Below are 26213 nucleotides of genomic sequence, written 5' to 3'. Positions count from 1 at the left end.
CTTGGGAGTTGATGATTCATGGATATCCGTAAAGTTAAGAAACTGATCGAACTGCTGGAAGAGTCCGGCATCGACGAGCTCGAGATCAAGGAAGGCGAAGAGTCCGTACGCATCAGCCGTCATAGCAAGACCCCGGCTCAGCAGTTCTACGCACCGGCACCGATGCAACAGGCGCCTGCGCCAGTGGCTGCTGCTCCGGTTGCCGCGGCAGCACCTGCTGCTCCGGCCGCGCCCGCGCTGAACGGCACCGTTGCCCGTTCGCCGATGGTCGGTACGTTCTATCGCAAATCTTCGCCAAGCTCGCCGTCCTTTGTTGAAGTCGGCCAGACCGTGAAGAAAGGCGACACTCTGTGCATCGTCGAAGCCATGAAGATGATGAACCACATCGAAGCTGAAACCAGCGGTGTGATCGAATCCATCCTCGTCGAAGACGGCCAGCCGGTTGAGTACGACCAACCGCTGTTCACCATCGTTTGAACCGCGGAGAAACTTTGATGACTGCGAAGTTGGAAAAAGTTCTGATCGCCAACCGCGGTGAGATTGCCCTGCGGATCCTGCGTGCCTGCAAAGAGATGGGCATCAAGACTGTCGCCGTTTACTCCAAGGCCGACAAAGAGCTGATGCACCTGGGCCTGGCAGACGAATCCGTCTGCATCGGTCCGGCCTCGGCCGCACACTCTTACCTGCACATACCGGCCATCATCGCCGCGGCCGAAGTGACCGGCGCCACCGCCATTCACCCAGGCTACGGTTTCCTTGCGGAAAACGCTGATTTCGCTGAACAGGTCGAGAACTCCGGCTTCGCGTTCATTGGCCCGAAAGCCGACACCATTCGCCTGATGGGCGACAAGGTATCGGCCAAGCACGCCATGATCGCTGCTGGCGTTCCAACCGTTCCGGGGTCCGACGGCCCGTTGCCTGAAGACGAAGAAACCGCTTTGCGCATCGGTCGCGAAGTCGGTTACCCGGTGATCATCAAAGCCGCTGGCGGCGGTGGTGGTCGCGGCATGCGCGTTGTGCATAAAGAAGAAGACCTGATCTCCTTCGCCAAACTGACCCGCACCGAAGCAGGCGCGGCGTTCGGTAACCCGATGGTCTATCTGGAAAAATTCCTGACTAACCCACGTCACGTGGAAGTCCAGGTGCTTTCCGACGGCCAGGGTCACGCCATCCATCTGGGCGACCGCGATTGCTCGCTGCAACGTCGCCACCAGAAGGTTCTCGAAGAAGCGCCGGCACCGGGCATCGACGAGAAGGCTCGCGCGGAAGTCCTCGCCCGCTGCGTCAAGGCGTGCATCGACATCAACTACCGTGGCGCAGGCACTTTCGAGTTCCTGTACGAGAACGGCGCGTTCTATTTCATCGAAATGAACACCCGCGTTCAGGTTGAGCACCCGGTTTCGGAAATGGTCACCGGCATCGACATCGTCAAGGAGATGCTCAGCATCGCCGCTGGCAACAAGCTGTCGTACACCCAGGAAGACGTGGTTATCCGCGGTCATGCCCTGGAATGCCGAATCAACGCCGAAGACCCGAAAACCTTCATGCCGAGCCCAGGCACGGTCAAGCATTTCCACGCACCAGGCGGCAACGGCGTTCGCGTCGATTCGCACCTGTACAGTGGCTATGCCGTTCCGCCGAACTACGATTCGTTGATCGGCAAGCTGATCACCTACGGCGCAACCCGTGATGAAGCGCTGGCGCGCATGCGCAATGCGCTGGACGAAATCGTTGTCGACGGGATCAAGACCAACATCCCGCTGCACCGCGACCTGGTCCGCGATGAAGGCTTCTGCAAAGGTGGGATCAATATCCACTACCTGGAACACAAGCTGGCTGGCGAAAAGCACTAAGCTTTAGCCCGATCAACAAAGCCGCCCTAGGGCGGCTTTGTTGTTTCTGGAGATTGCTACGCACAGAAACCCTGTGGCGAGGGGGCGTGCTCCCGCTCGGCTGCGCAGCAACCGCAAAACCATTCAACTTCGCTGTATCAGACTGATCCGACCTTGCCATTTTGGGAGCGCTTCGCGCTCCAGCGGGAGCAAGCGCCCTCGCCACAGGTGATTTGTTAACCGCTGAACCCTGGCAACCCGGTCGTCTTCTGCGCCGCGCTCGCGTAAACTTGCGCGCTTCTCGCAGCCCGCTAGGCTGCAATCAATATTTTTCAAAGGTGCCCGCCATGCCTTGGCTGCAAGTCCGTCTCGCCATCAGCCCAGAACAAGCCGAAACCTACGAAGACGCTTTCCTTGAAGTGGGCGCCGTATCGGTGACGTTCATGGACGCCGAAGATCAGCCGATCTTCGAACCAGAACTCAACACCACGCCGCTGTGGTCGCACACACACCTGCTGGCCCTGTTCGAAGGTGGCACCGAAGCCGCCACCGTACTGGCCCACCTTGAGTTGCTGACCGGCAGCCCGCTGCCCGAACATCACAGCGAAGTCATCGAAGACCAGGACTGGGAACGCAGCTGGATGGACGATTTCCAGCCAATGCGCTTCGGCCAACGCCTGTGGATCGTCCCAAGCTGGCACGCCGCCCCTGAACCCGACGCCGTGAACATTCTGCTGGACCCCGGCCTGGCGTTCGGCACCGGTACGCACCCGACCACCGCACTGTGCCTGGAATGGCTCGACGGTCAGGACCTCAAAGACTGCAACGTCCTCGACTTCGGTTGCGGCTCGGGGATTCTGGCGATTGCCGCCCTACTGCTGGGTGCCAAGGAAGCCGTCGGCACCGACATCGACGTGCAGGCGCTCGAAGCTTCCCGCGACAACGCCGGGCGCAACAACATTGCCGACGCACTCTTCCCGCTGTACCTGCCGGAAGATCTGCCACAGGTTCAGGCCGACGTGCTGGTGGCCAACATTCTGGCCGGACCGCTGGTTTCCCTGGCGCCGCAATTGTCCAGCCTGGTCAAGCCCGGTGGTCGTCTGGCGTTGTCGGGCATCCTCGCCGAGCAAGGCGAAGAAGTCGCCAAAGCCTACGCTCAAGACTTCGATCTGGACCCGATCGCCAATCGCGATGGCTGGGTGCGCATCACTGGCCGTCGGCGCTAGAATGAGCGCCTGCATAAACCGGATCGCCGCATGACCGACAGCTTCGTCACCCAGTGCCCGCATTGCCAAACCAGCTTCCGCGTCAGCCATGCCCAATTGAGCGTGGCCCGTGGAGTGGTTCGTTGCGGCTCGTGCTTGCAGGTGTTCAACGCCGCCAAGCAGCTGCTTGAGCAACGGGCCGACAAGGAAGCGGTCAAACCGGTCGCCCCCGCCATTGTCGAACCGCCGGCACAGCGCGCCATCAGCCAAAAGCAATGGTCCGCCGCCGAATTGGATCTGGACAGCCTGGACCTGGACGAAGAACTCGCCCGGCTCGAACAGCGGGAAATCCAGCCCACCACGGAATTCGGCCGGCACCACGAAAACGGCCTCAGTGCTCGCCGCGACTCTGTCGAGCACGACGATGAACCCTGGTCCGACAGCCTCTTCAGCGAATCGGCAACCGATCGCGCCCAGGCGATCGAAGCCGACCAACGGGAAACGCAGACCGAACCGGGCAAGCACTCGCGCACGGAACCTTCGTTCTCGCTGGAACCGGTTGATCTGGACGACGAGCCCAAGGTGCCACAACTGCGCCTGAATGATCCGCTCGACATGCCCCTGCACCATGATCGCCTGTCGGCAACCGATGCACCTGACGACGACCTGCCCCCGATTGCCCCTCTGCGCAAGCGGCACGAACGCAGCGAGTCGACCGAACGGGCCGACGCCTTGCAGGACCTGACCGACGACCCGCTGCAACTGGATTGGCAACAACGTCGCTCCCCCTGGGGCCGACGGCTTTTCTGGCTGCTGCTGGTCCTGCTCGGTGCCGGCGCTCTCGCCGGCCAATACATCGCTTACCATTTCGACGAACTGGCGCGCCAGGATCAGTACCGTCCGTGGTTCCAGCAACTGTGCCCGCAAGTCGGCTGCACGGTGCCATCGAAAGTTGATATCGCGAAAATCAAAAGCAGCAACCTGGTGGTCCGCAGTCACCCTGAATTCAACGGTGCGCTGGTGGTCGATGCGATCATCTACAACCGCGCGCCCTTCTCCCAGCCCTTCCCGCTGCTGGAACTGCGCTTCGCCGACCTTAACGGCCACCTGATCGCCAGCCGGCGCTTCAAGCCCGGCGAGTACCTCAACGGCGACCTCGAAGGCCTGGCAGAGATGCCGCCGCAAACGCCGATCCACATCGCACTGGATATCCTCGATCCAGGCTCCAAAGCGGTGAATTACAGCCTGAGCTTCCATTCGCCCGAGTGAAACGCTTCAGTGTTACGGCATTGACGGCATATTTCTGACTTTGACCGCTCTTACCAAACCACTGGCGATAACAGAATTACTGTTCAGATTTTGTTCAATTCAGCCTTTATCCAGTCATCGAGAGCGGGTATCATGCCAACCCTTTTTCGAACTCTCATGATCCGGCCCCACAACAGGGAAGTCCTATGTCGGCGGTACGCATCGGTCCATATACATTGCACAACGGCTTGATTCTCGCCCCCATGGCGGGCGTCACCGACCAGCCCTTTCGTCAGCTGTGCAAGCGACTGGGCGCAGGGCTTGTAGTCTCGGAAATGGTCACCAGCGACATGAGCTTGTGGAACACCCGCAAATCGCGGATGCGCATGATCCACGAAGGTGATCCCGAGCCACGCTCGGTCCAGATCGCCGGAGGTGATGCACAGATGCTGGCGGATGCGGCCCGGGCCAACGTCGAACTGGGCGCACAGATTATTGACATCAACATGGGCTGTCCGGCGAAGAAGGTCTGCAACAAGGCCGCCGGTTCCGCGCTGTTGAAGGATGAAGCATTGGTGACCGAGATCCTGCAAGCCGTCGTGGCTGCGGTTGATGTGCCGGTCACCCTGAAGATCCGTACCGGCTGGGACCGGGACAACAAGAACGGCCTGACGGTGGCGAAGATCGCCGAGCAGGCAGGCATTACGGCGTTGGCGGTCCATGGCCGCACCCGCGCCGACCTGTACACCGGTGAAGCCGAGTACGACACCATTGCCGCGATCAAGCAGGCGGTGTCGATGCCGGTCTTTGCCAACGGCGATATCGATTCACCCGAGAAGGCCCGGTACGTGCTCGACGCGACCGGTGCCGATGGCCTGCTGGTAGGCCGGGCCGCCCAGGGGCGGCCATGGATTTTTCGTGAGATCGATCATTTTCTGCGTACCGGTGAAAAACTCCCGGCGCTGGCATTGATCGAGGTGGAACGCATTCTGCTAGAGCATCTGGCTGCGCTGCACGTCTTCTATGGAGACGTGATGGGCGTCCGTATCGCTCGAAAGCATGTGGGCTGGTATCTCGCAACCTTGCCGGGCGCCAGGGAGTTTCGCGCCCACTTCAATCGTTTGGAAGATACGGAAGCACAATGCGCCAACGTTCAGGGCTTCTTCGCCGAACGTTACAAGAGCCTGACAGGGGACGGAGAAGGGGTGGCCGCATGACGATGATGACCGAGACTTTAGTGAGTGGAACAACACCCGTGAGCGACAACGTGAATTTGAAACAGCACCTCAATACGCCGAGCGAAGAAGGTCAGACCCTTCGCGGGAGTGTCGAGAAGGCGCTGCACAATTATTTCGCCCACCTTGAGGGCGCTGCCGTCACGGATGTGTACAACCTGGTGCTCTCCGAAGTCGAGGCCCCCCTGCTCGAGTGCGTGATGAACTACGTCAAGGGCAACCAGACCAAGGCCAGCGAGCTGCTCGGGCTGAACCGAGGCACGCTGCGCAAGAAACTCAAGCAGTACGATTTGCTGTAAGCATTCAATCAAACCAGAAAGGCGCCCGCGTAAAAACGGTCGCCTTTTTTGCTGACTCCTTTGCTTTTGATGGAAATTGAAATGACCGACCAGACTACCCGCCTGCCGATCCGCCGCGCCTTGATCAGCGTTTCCGACAAGACCGGGATCCTCGAATTCGCCAAAGAGCTTGAAGCCCTGGGCGTCGAGATCCTCTCCACCGGCGGAACGTTCAAGCTGCTGCGCGACAACGGTGTTGCTGCAGTGGAAGTCGCGGACTACACCGGTTTCGCGGAAATGATGGACGGTCGGGTGAAAACCCTGCATCCGAAAATCCACGGCGGGATCCTCGGTCGTCGCGGTATCGACGACGCCATCATGAACGAGCACGGCATCAAGCCGATCGACCTGGTGGCGGTCAACCTGTACCCGTTCGAAGCCACCATCAACAAGCCTGGCTGCGATCTGCCGACCGCCATCGAAAACATCGACATCGGCGGCCCTACCATGGTCCGCTCGGCCGCAAAAAACCATAAAGACGTGGCCATCGTGGTGAACGCCGGCGATTACGCCAGCGTGCTGGAAAGCCTGAAGGCCGGCGGCCTGACCTACGCTCAGCGTTTCGACCTGATGCTCAAGGCCTTCGAACACACCGCGGCCTATGACGGCATGATCGCCAACTACATGGGCACCGTGAACCAGGCCGCCGAGACCCTCAGCACCGAAGGTCGCAGCGAGTTCCCGCGCACCTTCAACAGCCAGTTCGTCAAGGCACAGGAAATGCGCTACGGCGAGAACCCGCACCAGAGCGCGGCGTTCTACGTGGAAGCCAAGCCTGCCGAAGTCGGTATCGCCACCGCGACCCAACTGCAAGGCAAAGAGCTGTCGTACAACAACGTCGCCGACACCGACGCCGCGCTGGAATGCGTGAAGAGCTTCGTCAAGCCGGCTTGCGTGATCGTCAAGCACGCCAACCCGTGCGGCGTTGCGGTCAGCCCGGACGCAGAAGGCGGTATCCGCCAGGCCTACGAACTGGCCTATGCCACCGACACCGAGTCGGCGTTCGGCGGCATCATCGCGTTCAACCGCGAGCTGGATGCTGAAACCGCCAAGGCCATCGTCGAGCGTCAGTTCGTCGAAGTGATCATCGCCCCAAGCGTCAGCGAAGAAGCCCGCGCCATCGTGGCGGCGAAAGCCAACGTGCGCCTGCTGGCCTGCGGCGAGTGGTCGGCTGATCGCGCCGCTGCCTGGGACTACAAACGCGTCAACGGCGGTTTGCTGGTACAGAGCCGCGACATCGGCATGATCGGCGCCGATGACCTGAAAGTCGTGACCAAGCGCGCCCCGACCGAGCAAGAGATCCACGACCTGATCTTCGCCTGGAAAGTTGCCAAGTACGTTAAGTCCAACGCCATCGTCTACGCCAAGAACCGTCAGACCATCGGCGTCGGCGCTGGCCAGATGAGCCGCGTGAACTCCGCCCGTATCGCTGCAATCAAGGCTGAACACGCTGGTTTGCAGGTGGCAGGCTCGGTGATGGCCTCCGACGCGTTCTTCCCGTTCCGCGACGGCTTGGACAACGCGGCCAAGGTCGGCATCACCGCGGTGATCCAGCCGGGTGGCTCGATGCGTGACGCGGAAGTGATTGCCGCTGCTGATGAAGCCGGTATCGCCATGGTGTTCACCGGCATGCGCCACTTCCGTCACTAATCAGACAACGGCCGCACTGAAGCCGGCATCTGCTGCGTTGGAGGCTACCTTGATGATGCTCATTGCCAAAAGCAACTCCGCTCATCAAGGTAGCCTCCGCCTTGCATCTACCGACTTCATTGCGACCTCCTTCAGCGTAAAGCGCTTTAGGTTCTAAAACAGAATTAGCGTCATCCGAGGTTTTTGAAATGAATGTTTTGATCATTGGCAGCGGTGGCCGTGAACACGCACTGGCCTGGAAAGTGGCTCAGGATCCGCGTGTACAGAAAGTGTTCGTTGCCCCGGGCAACGCCGGCACCGCCATTGAAGCCAAGTGCGAGAACGTCGCTATCGACGTGCTGGCCCTTGAGCAGCTGGCCGATTTTGCCGAGAAAAACGTCTCCTTGACCATCGTTGGCCCGGAAGTGCCACTGGTCGCTGGCGTCGTCGATCTGTTCCGCTCCCGTGGCCTGGATTGCTTCGGCCCGACGGCCGGTGCGGCCCAGCTGGAAGGTTCGAAAGCCTTTACCAAGGATTTCCTGGCGCGCCACAAGATCCCGACCGCCGATTACCAGAACTTCACCGAGATCGAGCCGGCCCTGGCTTATCTGCGTGAAAAAGGTGCGCCGATCGTGATCAAGGCCGACGGCCTGGCCGCCGGTAAAGGCGTGATCGTTGCCATGACCCTGGCCGAAGCCGAAGACGCCGTGCGCGACATGCTCGCGGGCAATGCGTTCGGCGACGCCGGTTCGCGCGTCGTGATCGAAGAATTCCTGGATGGCGAAGAAGCCAGCTTCATCGTCATGGTCGACGGCAAGAACGTGCTGCCGATGGCCACCAGCCAGGACCACAAACGCGTCGGCGACGGCGACATCGGCCCTAACACCGGCGGCATGGGTGCCTACTCCCCAGCCCCGGTCGTGACCGCTGAAGTACACAAGCGCGTCATGGACCTGGTGATCTGGCCGACCGTGCGCGGCATGGCCGATGAAGGCAACGTCTACACCGGCTTCCTGTATGCCGGCCTGATGATCGACAAGGCTGGTAACCCAAAAGTTATCGAGTTCAACTGCCGTTTCGGTGATCCTGAGACCCAACCGGTGATGCTGCGTTTGCAGTCGAGCCTGGTGTTGCTGGTCGAAGCAGCCCTGGCGCAAGCCCTGGACAAGGTCGAAGCGCAATGGGATCCACGTCCGAGCGTCGGTATCGTGCTGGCGGCTGGCGGCTATCCTGGCGACTACGCTAAAGGCGTCGCCATCAACGGTCTGGATGCAGCCGCCGCACTGGAAGGCAAAGTCTTCCACGCCGGCACTGCGCTCAAGGACGGTCAAGTCGTGACCGCCGGTGGCCGCGTGCTTTGCGCTACCGCCATGGGCGCCAGCGTTGATGCTGCCCAGCAACAGGCTTACAAACTGGCGGCAAAAATTGATTGGGAAGGCTGTTTCTATCGCAAGGACATTGGCTACCGTGCCATTGCCCGCGAACGTGGCGAAAATCAGGAATAAGCGATCCGTTCGGCAGGGCTTGTGCTTCAGGCCCTTGCCGGACTGTTCCGGCGCCGCGCATAGTTATAATCTGGCATCAACCTACGAAGGGATTTCGCCGTGCGCTGGCTCAGGATTGCCATAGGTTTCACTGTCACGCTGCTGACCTTGCTCTGCATGCTTCCGGCCCAGGCCGCGCAAGGCAGTGGCTGGGCGGTATTGCTTGACGAACAGGGCGACCTGCAGCTGAGCGACATCCGTTCCGCGCGCTACACCAATCAATTCAGCCCCATCGAACTCGACCGACTCACCGCGGCCGAGCCCGAAGGAGCGTTGTGGCTGCGCTTCCGGCTCGCACCCGGCAAGCACGAGCAATTGCTGCGAGTATTTGCCCCCGACCTGTCGCACCTCAATCTGTACGTGCTCGACGGCGACACGCTGATCGATCAATTGAACACCGGCACCGAGCAGCCCCAGGCTGACCGTCCCCTGCCCAGCAGCGAATTCATGCTGCCGCTGCCGCAAAGCGACAAACCCCTCGACGTCTACCTGCGGCTGGTGTCCGAACACCAGTTGCGGCCGTATATCACCCTGCAATCGGCGATCATGACCGCGGCCAATCAGAACCAGATGCTGATTTACGGCCTTCTGTTTGGTTGCCTCGGGATGCTCATCCTGCACAGCCTCGTCCGCTACGCCTATACCCGCTCGCGCAGCAGTCTCTGGCTGGCCGGATGCGAAGCACTGTTGATGCTTAGCCTGTTGCTGTTGCTGAATCTGGCGGGGCCCTGGTTGCCAAACTGGCACGCGGTGCAGACACCCGGCGCCTACCTCGCCCTGCTGCTGACGGCGCCGTGCGGCCTGATGTTCGCCTATCGCTTCTTCGCGCCACTCGGCCCGCACCCGCTGAACAAGCTGCTGCTGGGGGACATTCTGTTCATCGTGATGTGCGGCTTGCTGCTGCTGTTCGTCAATACGCTGCCGCTGAACATCATGACCTACGCCCTGGTCGCCCTGGCAGGTCTGAGCATGTTGTTCGTCAGTGCCTATCACTGGCAAAAAGGTTATCGCCCGGCGCGCCTGTTCGTCGCGGCGATGATCGTGTTCAACATTGGCACGCTGATCATGTTGCCGGCCCTGCTGGGGCTGACGCTGGTCGCGCCGCAGGGCTTGATCATGACGCTGCTGGGGTTGATCTGCATCAGCGGCGTGTTGATGAGCATTGCACTGAGCGAACGTCAGCGCAGCATCACCGAAGATCGCTTCAGCGTCAGTCGCGACCTGGCGGCCAGCAACGCCGAGATCAACGCCAAGGCCGAATTCCTGGCGAAGATCAGCCACGAAATCCGTACCCCGATGAACGGCGTGCTGGGCATGACCGAACTGCTGCTGGGCACACCGCTGTCGGTCAAGCAGCGTGACTATGTGCAGACGATCCACAGCGCCGGCAACGAACTGCTGACCCTGATCAACGAGATTCTCGACATCTCCAAGCTCGAGTCCGGGCAGATCGAACTGGACGACGTTCAATTCGATCTCAATGCCTTGATCGAAGACTGCCTGAGCATCTTCCGCGCCAAGGCCGAACAGCAGAACGTCGAGCTGATCAGTTTCATCCAGCCGCAAGTGCCGCGCGTCATCAGCGGTGACCCGACGCGACTGCGCCAGACCTTGCTGAGCCTGCTGGAAAACGCCCTGAAGAAAACCGACGAGGGCGAGATCCTGATCGTCGTCGCCCTCGACGAACGCAGCGCCCAACCGCGCCTGCGCATCGCCGTGCAGGACAGCGGCGTGCCGATGGAGGCCGAAGAACGCGAGGCACTGATGCACGCCGAGCTGCATAGCAAGCACTTCCTTTCGGCAACCAGCCTGGGCGGCAACCTGGGACTGGTGATTGCCCGTCAGTTGATCCGCCTTATGCAGGGCGAATTCGGCATCAAGAGTGGCGCCAACCAAGGCAGCACGTTGTGGCTGACCCTGCCGCTGGACCCTGATCGTCTCGAGCACCCGACCTCCGACCTCGACGGGCCGCTGCAAGGTGCGCGTGTGCTGGTGGTGGACGATAACGACACCTGCCGCAAAGTATTGGTGCAGCAGTGCAGCGCCTGGGGCCTGAATGTCAGCGCCGTGCCTTCCGGTAAAGAGGCACTGGCGCTGCTGCGCACCAAGGCTCACCTGCGCGATTATTTCGACGTGGTCCTGCTCGACCAGAACATGCCCGGCATGACCGGCATGCAGCTGGCGGCCAAGATCAAGGAAGACCCGAGCCTGAACCACGACATTCTGCTGATCATGCTCACCGGTATCAGCAACGCGCCGAGCAAGATCATCGCGCGCAATTGCGGGATCAAACGCATCCTCGCCAAACCGGTGGCCGGCTACACCCTCAAGACCACTCTGGCGGACGAGCTGAATCAGCGCAACAAGGGCCCGGCCGTCTCGCCGCACCTGCCCTCCGGTCCGACGCTTCCAGTCAAGGTCCCGAGTGATTTCCGCATCCTGGTGGCCGAAGACAACAACATCTCGACCAAGGTGATTCGCGGCATGCTCGGCAAGCTCAACCTGCAACCGGACACCGCCAGCAATGGCGAAGAAGCCTTGCAGGCAATGAAAGCCCAGCGCTATGACCTGGTCCTGATGGACTGTGAAATGCCGATCCTCGATGGCTTCTCTGCCACCCAGCAGTTACGTGCCTGGGAAGTCGGCAACCAGCGGATTCGCACCCCGGTGGTAGCGCTGACCGCGCACATCCTTGCCGAGCACAAAGAGCGCGCGCGCCAGGCCGGCATGGACGGGCACATGGCCAAACCGGTCGAGTTGTCGCAACTGCGCGATCTGATCGAGCATTGGGTTGCCCAGCGTGATCAGCAGAATCGCACGGCCTCAACGCTCCAGGCAGGTGTGTAGGGCAATCAGCTCCGGCATGACTCAATCTGCTGCGCAGATCTCCATGGTCGAAGCATCATCGGTCAGCGTCAACATCGCTACGTTGTCCTGATACTTGTCCCTGACCTTCAAGGCAATGGCGTCGCGCACGGGGCCGTAGAGGATTCCGGACAAGTCAGCACTGGCGTAGCGCATGCAAACGCTGCCTTGTACATCCTCGGCCAGATGTCGCTGGGCCAGCGGATTGGCACTGATGATCTGGCGGGTCTTAAGCTCGATGTACACGCTTGTGAGCGATGTCGGCGTTTGAGCTGTAACCACCAGCAAACGCACAGCCTTTGCGGGCGCAAGAACATCACCCGACTCGTCCGTGGATATTTTCTGCATGTGACCGCGCAGCAAACCCATTGCGGGCTCGTTGCCGGACAACCTTGCCAGCCGCTGCAATGTTGCCGCCGTAGCGCCTCCTTTATCCCCAGCATCTTGTGAAATCGCTGCAATGACCCAGTCGCTGACAGATTCGACACTGCCTTGGGCAATCGGCCATTCCTGTCGCATTCTTGTACGTCGCAGCCAGTAGTCATCCAGAAATTCTACATAAGCGTTGTACCAGTCGATATCCGGAGCTTTTTCGATCTTCTTATTGGCAATCAATTGCGCCAGCAACACGGAGTCGACCAGATCCTTATAGTGGGCTGCTCCATCCGCGGCCGGAATAATCACGACACAAGCTCCAACGATCAATACAGAATATTCGCAACTCATATCAACTTCCTCGACAATAAAAAAAGGCAGCCGATAACCGGCTGCCGATTTAGATCAATTAGATATCAATGTCCAGGATCTGGTCTTTATGCGGGACAAGTTTGCTCTTGATGGACTCACGAACTGCGTCAGCGACCAATGTATTTTTGGCAAATACCGTTTCGCCGCGATACAGGTTCACATTGCGGATATCCACATCAACGAACATTACTTTGGTGGAGCTGTTCTTTCGAAGAAAACGCACTGCACCCACGGCCATGATTGCCTCGCCCTCGACTTCGACACACGCACCTGCCGAGATTCCCCCGACGCCGTTTTGCAGCAGATTTCGCTCATAAACAGTCAGGGCAGCCGTGTCCCGCTTTTGCAGGGCCGCGATCGCATCACCCGCGACCTTGAGCATCAACGCAGTCGCTGGACCAGGCAATGCAACGCCGGCAACCACCGAACCGAGAATCTCCAACACCAGTTTGTCCATACGGACGCTGGTGCCGCTGACTTCCAGATCACTGTAGTACTTGCTGACAGGCGTCCAGCCTGCGAGGGTCATGACTTCCCGGAACCTCAAGTACCACTCTTTGCCCTGATGTTCTTCAGGGTAAAGTTTGTTTGCTGCACGGGATGCAAAGAGAAAGGCGTTTTGAGCGTCCGACTTGTTTTCGGCACTGAGCTTGCCAGAAAAGCCCAACGTGCCTTCACCCACAATGGAGCCTTTCGACGGTGCTTCGATCTGGTCGCCCACAACCATCAGGCCACGAGGACGAATAATGACCTGCTCGTCGATCTCACACTCTTCAATCGCTTCAATACAGGCAGCAACATAACTTTCACGAATAGCTTGATTATACACAATGAATTCCTTATAAAAATATCAAACAAGTTCATCATGAACTTGCAATAGAACAATAACCAAACAAACGAACAACCACAAACTTAAACCTGTAACATCATATCCACCCACTAAATATAAGTTACAACAACACCCAGGCAACTAATAAAAAACACCCAACAGGAAAATTAACTGACGCACCTGTCACAACTCACACCCACAAGCAATTAACTGACTGATAGACTCCTCGTCATCCTCTCTCCTGATGCGAGCCGAAACCATGCTCCATGTGTTATTCAGCGTTTACCTGAAGATGCTGGTGCTCTACAGCCCGTTCTTCGTGTTGTCCTGCTTCATCAGCCTGACCCGCGGTTATTCACGCAAGGAACAGCGTCGGCTGGCCTGGAAAGTGGCCACCGCCACACTGGTGTCCAGCGTCTTGCTGTACTTGTTCGGACGGGTGATTTTCAGTGTCTTCGGCATCACTGTGGACGCGTTCCGCATCGGCGCCGGCAGCGTACTGTTTATCTCGGCACTGGGCATGGCCCAAGGCAAGTCGGCGGTGCAGACCGACAATGTGCAGCAGGACGTGACGATCGTCCCGCTGACGATTCCATTGACGGTCGGCCCCGGCACCATCGGTGCCTTGTTGGTGATGGGCGTGAGCCAGCCGCATTGGGACGACAAACTCACGGCCATTCTCAGCATTGCCCTGGCCAGCTTTACGGTCGGCGTGGTCCTTTATTTGTCCAACCGCATCGAACGGATTCTCGGCGACCAGGGCTTGCAGATTGTCAGCCGGCTGATGGGCTTGTTCGTGTGCGCGCTGGCGGCACAGATTATCTTCACGGGCGTGAAAGGTTACCTGGTGCCCTGATCAGCCGGGGAGCGCAACGTCCCGAATTGCCAATTCTGCGACCTGAGAATCCGACATCAACTCCGCTAATGTTGCGCTGCCGGAAACGCCCTTTCGCCTCAACAACTCGGTCACGATGTGCGAAACCGCCTGTGACCGATAGCCATTGAGCGAAAGAAACACGTCACCTCGCAACGCCACATCCGCTGAGTAAACGCCACGAAAAATCAGGCTGTGCCCGCTGTCCAGGCCGGTCATCACCAAGTGTTCATCGACCAGGCTGACCCATAACTGATCCATGATTGAAGCATCCAGAACCAGTTTCCCCGGAATCAACGGTGGGCGCTCAAGCGGGTAACGACAATCGACGATGACCGATTCAAGTTTCAACCAAGCCGCTCGGGTCAGCCGGCTTGTCGTGGTCCCCTGACCCATTTTGAGCACCAGGATGCTGACATCGTCGGCAATCAACGGCAGAAGATCATGGGCCGTCTTAGGCCCCTCCACCACCAGCACTTCGGCGTTTCGCTGGACATAGTCGAGCGGCCCGACCGTGCTTTTTTGCGGATAGGTGCGCAATAAACCGTCTTCGCGTTCGTGCAACATCACACTGGTTTGATCCCGAGTGCCCACCAGCGTGTAGTGCGCAGCAGCGGCGGCTTTCGGAACCCGGATCAATCGCCCGCTGCGGACCACATACCACTGAAGGTTGTCAGGGGCTTTGACGGACAGGAAATCGGCGCAGCGATATTCGTTCGCCAGCGCCGCCAGCCCCTCACTCAATGACCCTTCCAGTGCCGCGACCCAGCGGCTGCCCACACCCGTAATCCGTACCGATGCGTTGTGCTGTAAATCCACCTCCAGACCATCGAGCGTCGTTGCCCTCAGGCCAGCGCCCTCCACTTTCACGTCGGAAAAGGTCCAGGACGCCCACTCCTGCATCGGGGCGGGCAATGCCTCGGCTTGCAAAAGTCGAGTTCCCTGGCCAAATGCGGCGTTCAAGTGTGTCGTTTCGATAAAGCGCTGGCTGAAAATCTTGCCCGTTGAAAGATCGAATAACCAAGCGGCCTGATTGTCCGGAACAATACTCAGCAACCGCACTTCTTTGCCATCGCCAAGGTCCGCGAGCAACAGCCGATCTTCCAGGTACCAGGCGCACAAACCGGCGGCCCCCGTAAAGAGGGTCAACCCAAGGAGGGCGAAACTCGACACCGGATATTGCGTCGCCACCGCTGGCAGTTCGGACCACCACTGGGCTCGATCCTTGAACCAGGTTTCGGTCAATCCGCCCAAGTGCAAATAGCCGTCCGGCGTCATATTGAAAAACAGGCCCGAGTCGGTCACAGCGAGATGACCCTGCTCAACCGCGACAACATTTTTCAACCCGGCAGGGGCAATTTCTGTGGAAGACCATTGCACACGCCCCTCGACCATCGATCTTTGCTGGCGCACGAGGCTTTGAATGTCCTTGTCGTAAGTAACGAAGACCTCACCCTCGGCACCGTAGGGAGCGATAAGTAAAAGGGTGTTCAAGGCCTTGATCGAATCCTTCCAGCCCCGCACATGGTGACGCCGGGCAGGTGCACGGAGGATCAACCCGTCAACATCGCGGACCCAGACCAGATCACGGGACTTGTCTTCGCGCTGCCAACAGATCGAAACCAGCGCACCGGGGCGCCAGTTCACGGTATTGATGGACGCTGGCGGCACCACATAATTGCCCAGTACCGGCTTCCAGTCCGTCAGCGTGTCAGCCTCTAAAACAGCCTGCAGTGCTGGATCCTGACCCAGGGTGATCGAGCAGAGCAACACCGCTTGCCCATGGATCAGGAAAGTCAGTTCATCGCGCTGGCCGTCCTTTGGCACGTACTGCAGCACAATCTGAACACCGCCGTTGGCCACGGCCTCACAGCGGGCAATGGTCAAGCCATCCCTGATCAGTAACCGATAGCGTTGAACCAGCGTGCCGGTGATCGCGTCGACCTGCCAGACATCGAAACTCTCGGGGTGATAGAAATAGGCCGAGCCCTCGACCACGGCGCCCAGCACAGCCTCATCCGCCAGCAGGACATTCGGGTCGCGGATATAAAGGAAACGATCCTGAGCCGAGTCGTAATACGCAGCCACCGTCCTCGGTTCGTCCGGCTTTTCAAACGGCACCACGAAGTTGTGAACGGGGGTGTAAGGCATGGCCAGGCGATGTTCGCGGGCCAATGACTTGAAGTGATCCAGCAGCGCCTGCTCCCCGAGCGCCGGATCGGCCTCTTCCTCGACCACCTCCAACTTCAGGTCGACAAGATCAACGCGCATGATTGTGTTGCCCGCCAGTTTGAGCAACACATTGTGAACGCCGCCGCCACTGAACTTCACACCCAGCGTGTCCGAAACGAGCCTGCCGCCAGGGGCTATCCGCAGGTCTGCCTCCGCCAGCCAGGGAGCTTGCAGCACCCAGCGCATGGCCGTGTGACCGGGCGCCTCGAGGACAAGGTTCACCCCGGGATTAAGCAGAACGGAACACTGGGCACCGGCACCTTCTATGCGGTAGGAAACCAGGCCATGCCAGGCCTTCGGCAGGGCCGGCACCACCAGCGAGCGTTCGATATTGTCGAGACGCACGTTAAATACCGTTGGCTTGTAGACAGGGTTCAGCCGGTTGACCACGTACTCGCCGGGAAACGAGTAAAACGAAAACAGAAACTGCCATTGCCCCTGCTCATTCTTTTTCTCCAGTCGACGGGCTGTATCGAAGCCGCCAGCATGACGAAACGTGACAAACGGCAGCAACTTGTAGTCATAGCCGTACCAGGTTTTGGGTGTGCCGGGCAAAACGATCGTCTGCCCGTGCTGCGGCAAGAAAGGCGCCGACTCTGGCAACCCAAGGCCAACGCGGATGTCGGTGGCGCGGACGTAATCGACATCGAAATCGGGAACCCCGAAATGGTCCCGAAGCGGAAACAGCCTGGGGCTGTCGAAACGGACGCAGGATGCGCGCAAATCAAGCTCGGCGAACACCGGCAAGGGATGAGCAATCCAGGCATTCGAGGCCTTGTCCAGATGATAGCCTCCCTGTCGATAGGCCTTTTCCAGCCCCTCAAAAAACAGGGCGACCTCCTTGGCTTCCTCGGCAATCGTGGCAAACCCTTCGGCCAGCGCAGCGACGCCCACCGCCAACCCGCCCAGAATCACCCCGGCACCGCCCAGCACCGCCGCCACGGTACCCGCGCCGGCCAATGCCGCACCCAGTCCGGCGGCGCCCAACACGGCGCTCGCGGAGTCGAACGCCAGTTGCGTGCCGAACTGCGCCTTTTCAATGTCATTGGTGGCATGGCTCAACTGGTAAATATCAAACCCGACATTCACCATCCCCAGCACCGTACCGACGCCTTCATTGGCGACATGCCCCAATGCCTTTTGCACCAACGGCGCGCTGGTGCGGGCGATCAGCTTTTCATCGTCCAGTGCCTGACGCACCAGTGTCACAACGCCAACCACATCCACCACGTTGCCGTGGACCAATTGGGCGTAATTGACGTAGGCATGCAAGCGAATGGCCGTGGTCAGCGCCTTGTCACCCCCGCTGGCTGCGCCTTCGTGATGACGCAGCGCGTTCATCAAGGCTTGCACGGTGAAACCGGCATTGAGCGTATGGACGCTGCTGGCCTCCGTGGGGTCAGACAAGCTGGCCGACTCATGCGGTTGCGCTGCCAGCGTATGGAAGGTCTCCGAGAGGTAGTTCTTGATCCTCAGGAATCGCGGATCATCGGAGGTGACGCGCACAACGGTCCGCGCTGGATCGGTATCGACCAGGCTGATTTTGTACTCGCCTGCCGGGGTGATCTCCAGCGTCTCGAACAACGCAACGGCGCCGGACGACAGCCCGTGTTGCGCCTGCAACTGCCGTGTCGCCTGCGCGATCTGTCTACCCCACCAGTGGGCGTCAAGTTCCAGTAGCGAACTGCCCAGCACCCCATTATTGACCAGTGACTGCCCTCGCGCGCTGGCCAGCCGCTGCCTGACCCGAGGCGCCTGTTCTGGCAGGTTGCCCGAATCGGAAAGACTCGACACCCGGACACCCGACGACAACACTTTTGCATTGAGGCGGCCGGCGTCGAGCTCAATCAAGTCAAAGGCCGGACGACTGGGTTCTCCATAAGCGGCATAAGGCCCGGCCATCTCTTGGCTAACGAAAAAATGGGTGAGTGCTGCGCTGAGCGCTTGAGCGGTATCGAACTCGAAAACACCAAAGTTCGGATCGTAGAAATGATAGGTACTGCGCTCGTCCACAACACTTTTGGCCAGCAGCATCGAGTGGTTATCCGAGTTGAGCATCAACGTGCTGCTGCCGGTTTTCGCATCAAGCGTGGTGATCACCTCTGCCAGATCCGAGCGCACCACCGGCCCGCCGAGGTCATGGACGTCAACGTCTCGAAGCTCTTCGATAACGTTCACGAATGCATTCGAATCGCGGGTACCGGGTTCAATGACCGCCAGGTAAAACCGCTCACGAAGGATGTTGCCCGCTTCGCTCCCCTTGCTGATCGCCGCCGCCATGGCCAAGGCCAACGGATAGCAACGCCCGGCGATCCGGTCACCGGCGCCCTGGAGCAACAAATCCTGTGGCACCAGTTTGAAGGTGCCTTGATCGAAGCTCTCCAGCACATCGGTCATGCGTTCGCTGATGCGGTCACGGAACTCGTGTTTTGCGACCTGCTGAATCCGCGCAACCTGGCGCCCCCATTGCAGCAAGGTCAGCGACTGCTCCAACGCCTGCTTCTTCAGTTCAATGCTGGTCTCGGACAATGCCACGGAGGGTGTCGAGGCACTGGCCAGACCGTCAACGAACGCCGGATGATTTTCTTTGAACAACTCCCGCTCAATAGCCCCGTAACGGTGTGACACGCCCAATTCAGACACGTTATTGGCGAGGTTTTCCAGGCGCGCGCGGACTTGATCAAAGTGGTGTTGATCCATGGCCCGCGCACCCAGCAATGAACCCATCAGCAGGCGCTGTCGGGGATCAAGCTGCTCAACCTGCAAGGTCCCTCGGCCAATTCGGTGAAGCAATTCATCCAGCGGTAAATCGGCGGTCGCCGGCTCACCGACCAGCGACGGCGGTGGCGCGACCGCCTGCGCAAGCATGGATTGACGCTCGTCAAAGCTCAGCTGCAATGGCTGGTCGAAAGTCACCTCACCGGTGGTCCGCTGACTCATCGTGCGCCAAAAGGGTTCACCAAGCTGTTGCGCCAGGGATTGCAGCAGTTCAGTCGACAACACATGTCGTCCTTCAATGACTGGCCAGCCATGATCGAACAGGATCGTCTGCCCTTTTAGCAACTGATCCACTTTGCCCACGTAACGCGCCTTGAATTGCCCGGCTTCCCAGCGTTGTTTTTCGTTCTTGAGCCACGCCTCGGTGTCACTTTCATTTTCTTTCCAGGAGTGGTCCAGCTCCTCCTCGGTGGCCCGGTTCACCGTTGCGGCGGGGTCAATCGCCACATCCGTTCGCCAGGCATCTGCTGCGCGAGGGGTGAAATGCATGCTTGCGTAATCCGCGAGCGCATCGCGCATCGCCGCGGGCCCGGTCAAATAGATGGTCTCTTCACTTTGTGGGCGAATGCCGTCGCTGTAGTAAAAGGTCGCAGCTTTTGCCAGAAAATACAGGGCGAGCTCTACCTCCATTGGCAGCGCTTGCAACGAACCGAATTGTTTTTCGACGACCTCCAGCGCAATACGACCTACCGCCTCAACATCGCCAGAGACCTGCTTCTCCATGGCCAAGCGGGCGGTGGCATCAACAATTTCATAGTTGAGCTTGAAGCGATCGATCACAGCGCCGACCATCGCCGATCCGGGATGAGCCATCAGAAACGCATTACTCAGGCTGCCCCGTTCTGCAACCGCTCGCAGTCCGTCCGCCCGCACGAGACGTTCTGCGGGCGCGCGAAAAACGCTATTCAACGGCGGACGACTTTTCGCGAACCGTTCCAGCGCTGGACGCTGTTCTTCAGGGACGTGCTCAAAGTAGCTGGTGTACTTGCTTCTTGATGCCTCACGACCCGGCATCCATTCCGGGTTCTGATCCAGCAACAACTGCAATACGCCCAGGCGCGCGTCGTCTTTGAGTTGACCAGTATCCACATCGCCCAGCCGCTCCTGGAGCGGCGGCAGGTTATCAACATCCGCATAACTTCCGCCTTCAGCCATCAAGGCCTCGATGCGCACCACATCGGAAGCCGCGGCAAAGTTACCTCGCAGACTGATTTCCCGTTGGTAAATGGCCTGCATGTGCAGCGGTGTTACATTCGCTGCAATATTACGAAGTTCCACACCGCCCTCGGCCATGGCCGAGAGACTCTGGTTATTCTTGTCCCGCAAGGTTTTCAAGGTAGTTTCATTCTGGCCATATCCACGAACCAGAAGATCAATGCGTGCCTCATCCGCATTAACACCGTGCGCTACCGCATTATTGATATGGGCGAACATCTGTTTTTTTAGAACAATGGCCCGCTCCTCATACTTATCAACAAGATCAAGATACGATTCGCTGCCATGCCCGCCATTAACCATCGCATCGGCCTTCGCGGCTTCGACAATGATCCGGTTGGTTTCATAGGCCAGGAGTGCATCGCTGTCGTACCAGAGTTTCACGGCATAGCCCTGCCCGGCCAACACCTTGAGCCAGACATTAATATAGTCGCGCTGGATCGCACCCAAACCACCGCCAAGCCAGACGAAGTGCAGATTTTTTGGCACTTCGGTGGCCGCGATGCTCAACTGTTCAATGCCATTGGACAGGCGCGAGTGAAAGCCTTCGACCCTGTCGCGGATCTCAGTCAGCCCCGGCGCGGCGTAGTCCTGCTGCGCAGTGGGCTGTTCCACGCCTGCTGCGCGTCGACGCCGGCGCTTGGGTTCAACAAAAGACCCGAGGGCCTCGCGGAGCAAACCCAGCGGTGCAAGCATTCTCGGAAAATCGAGCACTGTGATACAAGCAAAGTAATATCGAAATACCGCGTCGTATTCGTCTGTACCTTTATGTTCCAGTAACGCCTGTTCAAGATCGGACAGTTTGAATAGATCAATAAAATTGACGTAGCCGTTTACATGACGAGCTGCTTGTTCACCCATAAAAATACTTCCCTGTAAAAATAAAAGCGGGTTACCCACCAGGACGGAGAACCCATCCGGTTATAAAACAACACTAACCGAACGATTTTTCCGTTTCCAAGAAGAAAACAAACAATTGATGACCAGCCGAACATTCAGAAACTTTAAACATTAAAAAACAACAGATAAAAGACGAGATAAAGGACAACCATCAATAAATTCGGCAGTTACCTTACACTTGAGTAAAACATCGACTTACATCAAAACATCGAACGGCCTGCCGCATTTACGTCCTGTTCATTCACGGCAGAACATTATAAAAGCGGCCTCAGAACGAGGCCGCCGACACTCACGAAGAGGGCTTGTCGCCGTACCACCGAGGCGTATACACCCACTGGCCTCCCTCGGCACGCGGGAACACGCAGGTGGTGGAAGAGCCGACCAGCACCATGGTGCGCATGTCGACCTGATCCGGGGTCAGATCACCCAGCGTGGTGACACGCAATGTCTGGCCCGGACGGCCGATGTCTCGCCCCAACACCACCGGCGTTTCAGCGGTGCGGTGCTGCGCGACAATCTCCAGTGCCCGACCCAGTTGCCAAGGACGCGACCGCGAAATCGGGTTGTAGAACGCCAGCGCCAGGTCGGCCTGAGATGCCAGGTCCAGCCGCTGCTCGATGATCGACCAGGGCTTGAGGTTGTCCGACAGCGACATGACGCAGAAGTCGTGCCCCAATGGCGCGCCGGCCTGAGCGGCCGTTGCCAGGGACGCGGAGACGCCTGGAAGAATCTCCAGATCGACGTTGTGCCAGCCCGGCTCACTCGACTCGTGCAGCGCTTCGAGCACGGCGGCCGCCATGGCGAATACGCCCGGATCCCCCGACGAAACCACCACCACCGACCGCCCTTGGGCTGCCAGTTCAAAGGCGTGGCGAGCGCGCTGCATTTCCTCGCGATTGTCGGTGCAATGCAGCACTTGATCCTCGCGAAACGGGCCGGCCATGCGCACGTAGGTTTCATAACCCAGCACGTCATTGGCGCGCGCCAGTTCGGTCTTCACCGCTGGCACCATCAGTTCGGCAGCGCCAGGGCCCAGGCCGATCACGGCCAGACGACCGCGTGCACGCCCGATCTGCGCAAGCTCCAGTGGCTGACTGGCCACCGCGATCGCGATGCCGGTATCCGCCGCCACGACGGTAGCGTTCGGCACGGTGTGGCGGGCCAGCTCGCTGACGCCGCCGCTGACCGAGGCAAACCGCAGCGGCACGCCCAGCTCAAGCGCCGCTTCACGCAATGCCGGATTGGCCATGTGCAGATCGCTGGCCAGCAAGCACGCCAGCGATTGCACGGCGATGTTTGCCTGATGCAGCGCCGCGCGAATCGCGTTCGGCAGATTCACCACCTCGGCGCTCACTGCCACCAGCACGCTGCGCGGGTAGATCAGCAATTCATTGGCCGCCGGCGTGCGCTCGGCACTGCCGACATGAATCGACAACGGCGCCTGTGGATCTTCCGGCAGCTGCGCTTGCGCCAGCCACGGCGCGGTGCCTTCGATGCGCACACTTTGGCCAGCGAGCAGATCCGAGACAAAACGTTTGCCCAGTTCCAGATCGCCGAGGGCGTAGCCGCTGGGTGGATTGAGCAGACAAGTGCCAAAGCGCAGTTCACCGCTGGTGGTGATCGCCGCCGCCACTTCGAGACCGTCAGCAATCTCCCGGGCCATGACGTTCACGCCACCGAGGCCGCCCAGCAGTGGCACCACGGCGCTGCCGTCTTCGGCCACGGCCAGCACGGGCGGCTCGGCGCCCTTCTCAAGCAGCAACGGCGCCAAGGTGCGGATCACAATCCCGGCCGCGCACAAGGCAATGATCGGCGTGTCCTGCTGATAGAACTCGCGCACGGTCGCGCCGAACTCGTGATAGACACGGTCCGCGCCTTCAACCCGTCCGGCCAGGCCATGAATCAAGGCGCCGGGGTAGACCTGCTGGATCTTGCGTGCGGTCGCGAGGCTGCCATTGCCAAGAATGACAATCGCCGGAACTGGACGGGCCATCAGCCTTGCCACCGTTCGCCGGGAACGATGATCAACGAGAAGTACGGCGAGGACATCGGCTCGACCTGATCCAGCGGCACGATCTTCTGATTGGCCATGGTCGCGCGCTCGACGTACAACGCCCGCTCTGCCAGCCCCAGTTCTTCGAGCACCTGACGGACCTTGGGAAAGTTGCGTCCCAGCTTCATGATCACCGCCGCATCGGCATCGGCCAGACGACGCTTGAGGTCCTCGTGCGGCAATACGCCAGAGAGCACCGACAGGCTCTGATTGCGATACACCAGCGGCGCGCCCAGCACCGAAGCACCGCCCAGCATCGAGCATACGCCCGGCACCACTTCGGCTTCGTAGCGGTCGGCCAGGCGATCGTGCAGGTACATGTAGGAGCCGTAGAAGAACGGATCGCCTTCACAGATCACCGCCACGTCACGACCGGCATCCAGATGCGCGGCGAGTTCTTCGCCGGCCGCATCGTAGAAATCGCTGATCACTTGCTCATACGACAGCGGTGCCGGCAGCGCTTCGGTGGTCACCGGATACACCAGCGGCAGCAGCGTTTGTGCGTCCTGCAAATGCGCTTCGATGATGCCGAAGGCGTTGCCCTTTTTACCCTTGGCGACGAAGTACGCCACCACGGGCGACTCGCGCAACAGGCGCAGGGCTTTGACGGTAATCAGCTCCGGGTCACCGGGGCCGACGCCCAGGCCAATCAAGCGTCCAGGCTGCTGCATCATTCGATCTCCGTGGCGAGGGCATTGACGGCGGCGGCGGCCATGGCGCTACCGCCCAGCCGGCCTTGCATGATGACAAACGGCACGCCGCGACTGTCGGCCGCCAGCGCTGCCTTGGATTCGGCGGCGCCGACGAAGCCGACCGGAAAGCCGAGGATCAGCGCTGGTTTCGGGGCACCGGCATCGAGCATTTCCAACAGATAGAACAGCGCAGTCGGCGCGTTTCCGATCACCACCACGCTGCCTTCCAGATGCGGGCGCCACAGCTCCAGCGCCGCGGCGGAACGGGTGTTGCCCAACTCACGGGCCAGTTCCGGAACGCTTTCATCGCGCAGGGTGCAAATCACTTCGTTGTTGGCCGGTAACCGCGTGCGGGTCACGCCTTCACTGACCATCCGTGCGTCGCACAGGATGGGTGCACCGGCGGCGAGCGCCTCACGCCCGGCCTTGCCCGCGCCTTGCGAAAATTGCAGGCCGTCGATGGCGTCGACCATGCCGCAGGCGTGGATCACCCGCACCGCGAGTTTTTCCAGATCGGCCGGGATTCGCTCGAGGTTGGCCTCGGCACGAATGATCGCGAAGGAGTTGCGATAGATCTCCTGACCGTCGCGGATGTAATCAAGCATCTAAAGGGCTCCGTGAGCGGGCGTCGAGCAAGGTCGCGACCGCTTCAATAGTAAGATTGCGTGCGTGCAGCGCGCCGAAACCCGGCTGCGCTGCATCGCGAAAATAGAGGTCGTAATGACCGGAAGAAACCGCCAGCAACGTGCCCGGCGCGATGTGCGCCGCCGCGCAGGAACGCGGGCAGCCGGACAGGTGCACGTTCAGCGTCTGGCCGTGACGTTGCAACAGCGCCGCCAGTTGTCGGGCATCGCCCTTGGTGTCAGCCAGGCCTTTACTGCAGCCGGTCGAGCCAGTACAGGCGATGAGATGCGCCAGGGCATCGTCGGCTGAGCAGCGCAGGCCGAGGTGTTCAAGGCTGTGGATAACGTGAGGCGCCTGGTTATCATGGACCCCGGGCACCAAGAGGCTTTGCCAAGGCGTGAAACGCAGCGTGCCGTTGCCCTGTTCGCGGGCCAGTTGTGCGGCGCCTCTGAGCATCGCCGGGTTCAGGCGGCCCAGCGGCGGCACTGCGCCGATGTACACACGGCCGCTGTCACGCTGAGGATGAGCGCCGATGTGCAGGGCACTTGGCGTTGCCTCGCGCTGCCACCCCTCGATGGGCATCAACGGCACACGCTCGGCGAGACGCGCGAGAAACCTTTCTAGCGAACATTCGGCAAGCAGGTGCCGCATGCGGGTCTGGTCGGGCCGCGCGAGTTCCAGAAACAATTCCAGCACCGCGACCACCAGCGCATGGCCCTGTTCCAGCGACACCGCGCCTGCGGGCAGGTCGACAAGGCAACCCGCCAGGCCGAAGACAAACACTCGCTCACCGTGTCGCTCAGCAGCGGACAACCAAAGATCATGAGGGTGTTCAAGCATTGCCAGCCCTTCGCCGCCATCCAGTTGCACCGCAAACTTGGCGCTGAGGTCGTGAAAGCGTTCATCGCTTTGCAGCGTGGCGAGGATCTGTTCGGCCAGCGGGCGCGTATCGATCAGCATCTGCCGATCAATGCCGGCGCCGGGGCTAAGCATCAGATTGCGCACGTCATCGCCCGCCGCGCTGGTCGGGCCGAGTCCGGCCGCCATCAGGCTGTCGATCAAAGCGGCGTGCTCACTGCCGATCCCGCGAATCTGCAGGTTGGCGCGGTTGGTTGCCTCGATCACCCCGCCGGCGAAATGCTCGGCCGCATCCGCCACCGCTTCGGCCTGAGCCGCGCTGATCGAGCCGCCAGTCAACTTGATCCGGCAGATGCCGCCATCCAGTGCCTGGACAATACGCAGCAACCCCGGGCAGGCCGAGGGGCGTAAGGCTGAGGACTTCGGGTGTTCGTTCAATGAGTGACCGGCTGACTGGATGCACGTGAAGGGCGAAGGGCTGCCATTATGCCTGCTTTGCCCGAGCGCATGAAAAG

The 26213-nt window shown here is 60.0% G+C and carries 17 protein-coding genes; 10 read left to right on the top strand and 7 right to left on the bottom strand.

Annotation, left to right across the window (positions count from 1 at the left end; all coding sequences use genetic code 11):
- Positions 1–18: 18 nt before the first annotated feature.
- The 9 genes from accB (at position 19) to K0F88_RS02350 (ending at position 11878) form a co-directional block, all read left to right on the top strand.
- On the top strand, positions 19–477 hold the full coding sequence (gene accB / locus K0F88_RS02390) for an acetyl-CoA carboxylase biotin carboxyl carrier protein (RefSeq protein WP_219093787.1): 459 nt from the start codon (positions 19–21) through the stop codon (positions 475–477).
- Positions 478–494: 17 nt separating this feature from the next.
- Positions 495–1853 carry an acetyl-CoA carboxylase biotin carboxylase subunit gene (accC, locus tag K0F88_RS02385; protein ID WP_008153754.1) on the top strand — a complete coding sequence of 453 codons (1359 nt, stop codon included), beginning with the start codon at positions 495–497 and terminating at the stop codon, positions 1851–1853.
- A 326-nt stretch (positions 1854–2179) separates the two neighbouring features.
- Positions 2180–3058 carry a 50S ribosomal protein L11 methyltransferase gene (prmA, locus tag K0F88_RS02380; protein WP_219093785.1) on the top strand — a complete coding sequence of 293 codons (879 nt, stop codon included), beginning with the start codon at positions 2180–2182 and terminating at the stop codon, positions 3056–3058.
- A 30-nt stretch (positions 3059–3088) separates the two neighbouring features.
- The gene (locus K0F88_RS02375; protein WP_219093783.1) at positions 3089–4306 is read left to right on the top strand and encodes a DUF3426 domain-containing protein; all 1218 of its coding nucleotides are present in this window, start codon (positions 3089–3091) and stop codon (positions 4304–4306) included.
- Between the two features lie 185 nt (positions 4307–4491).
- Positions 4492–5502, top strand: coding sequence for a tRNA dihydrouridine synthase DusB (dusB, locus tag K0F88_RS02370; protein WP_219093782.1), 1011 nt, complete (start codon positions 4492–4494; stop codon positions 5500–5502).
- Positions 5499–5819, top strand: coding sequence for a DNA-binding transcriptional regulator Fis (gene fis / locus K0F88_RS02365; protein WP_007907419.1), 321 nt, complete (start codon positions 5499–5501; stop codon positions 5817–5819). The genes dusB and fis overlap by 4 nt, the downstream gene beginning before the upstream one ends.
- A gap of 81 nt (positions 5820–5900) precedes the next feature.
- The gene (gene purH, locus K0F88_RS02360) at positions 5901–7508 is read left to right on the top strand and encodes a bifunctional phosphoribosylaminoimidazolecarboxamide formyltransferase/IMP cyclohydrolase (protein ID WP_219093780.1); all 1608 of its coding nucleotides are present in this window, start codon (positions 5901–5903) and stop codon (positions 7506–7508) included.
- Positions 7509–7696: 188 nt separating this feature from the next.
- Entirely contained in the window at positions 7697–8992 is a 1296-nt protein-coding gene (purD, locus tag K0F88_RS02355) for a phosphoribosylamine--glycine ligase (RefSeq protein ID WP_219093778.1), read from the top strand.
- 99 nt (positions 8993–9091) lie between these two features.
- A complete protein-coding gene (locus tag K0F88_RS02350) occupies positions 9092–11878 on the top strand; it encodes a hybrid sensor histidine kinase/response regulator (protein ID WP_219093776.1) in 2787 nt (928 codons plus the stop codon).
- A gap of 21 nt (positions 11879–11899) precedes the next feature.
- On the opposite strand, the gene K0F88_RS02345 is transcribed toward K0F88_RS02350, so the two are convergent.
- Both K0F88_RS02345 and K0F88_RS02340 read right to left on the bottom strand, forming a co-directional pair.
- On the bottom strand, positions 11900–12622 hold the full coding sequence (locus K0F88_RS02345; protein ID WP_094469325.1) for a hypothetical protein: 723 nt from the start codon (positions 12620–12622) through the stop codon (positions 11900–11902).
- A gap of 58 nt (positions 12623–12680) precedes the next feature.
- Positions 12681–13472: a hypothetical protein gene (locus K0F88_RS02340; protein WP_094469326.1), complete on the bottom strand. Its 792-nt coding sequence runs from the start codon at positions 13470–13472 to the stop codon at positions 12681–12683.
- A 259-nt stretch (positions 13473–13731) separates the two neighbouring features.
- Here K0F88_RS02340 and K0F88_RS02335 point away from each other — a divergent pair, with 259 nt between their 5' ends.
- On the top strand, positions 13732–14328 hold the full coding sequence (locus tag K0F88_RS02335) for a MarC family protein (RefSeq protein WP_007937197.1): 597 nt from the start codon (positions 13732–13734) through the stop codon (positions 14326–14328).
- On the opposite strand, the gene K0F88_RS02330 is transcribed toward K0F88_RS02335, so the two are convergent.
- The 5 genes from K0F88_RS02330 to cobG all read right to left on the bottom strand — a co-directional run bounded on the left by K0F88_RS02330 (position 14329) and on the right by cobG (position 26136).
- On the bottom strand, positions 14329–21432 hold the full coding sequence (locus K0F88_RS02330) for a TcdA/TcdB pore-forming domain-containing protein (protein ID WP_219093774.1): 7104 nt from the start codon (positions 21430–21432) through the stop codon (positions 14329–14331). It lies immediately after the preceding gene.
- Between the two features lie 328 nt (positions 21433–21760).
- A complete protein-coding gene (gene cobJ / locus K0F88_RS02325) occupies positions 21761–23464 on the bottom strand; it encodes a precorrin-3B C(17)-methyltransferase (RefSeq protein WP_219093772.1) in 1704 nt (567 codons plus the stop codon).
- Positions 23464–24195, bottom strand: coding sequence for a precorrin-2 C(20)-methyltransferase (locus K0F88_RS02320; RefSeq protein ID WP_219093862.1), 732 nt, complete (start codon positions 24193–24195; stop codon positions 23464–23466). Before K0F88_RS02320 ends, cobJ begins: the two co-directional genes overlap by 1 nt.
- Positions 24195–24821 carry a precorrin-8X methylmutase gene (locus K0F88_RS02315; protein ID WP_010463912.1) on the bottom strand — a complete coding sequence of 209 codons (627 nt, stop codon included), beginning with the start codon at positions 24819–24821 and terminating at the stop codon, positions 24195–24197. Before K0F88_RS02315 ends, K0F88_RS02320 begins: the two co-directional genes overlap by 1 nt.
- Positions 24814–26136 (bottom strand): precorrin-3B synthase, encoded by a 1323-nt coding sequence (gene cobG / locus K0F88_RS02310; protein WP_094469330.1) that lies wholly within the window; start codon positions 26134–26136, stop codon positions 24814–24816. Before cobG ends, K0F88_RS02315 begins: the two co-directional genes overlap by 8 nt.
- Positions 26137–26213 lie beyond the last annotated feature (77 nt).

Source organism: Pseudomonas sp. UMAB-40 (genome assembly GCF_900095275.1).
Classification (GTDB): domain Bacteria; phylum Pseudomonadota; class Gammaproteobacteria; order Pseudomonadales; family Pseudomonadaceae; genus Aquipseudomonas; species Aquipseudomonas mandelii_B.
Note: the sequence above shows the minus strand (reverse complement) of the source record. Positions and strands in the feature narration are given on the sequence as shown.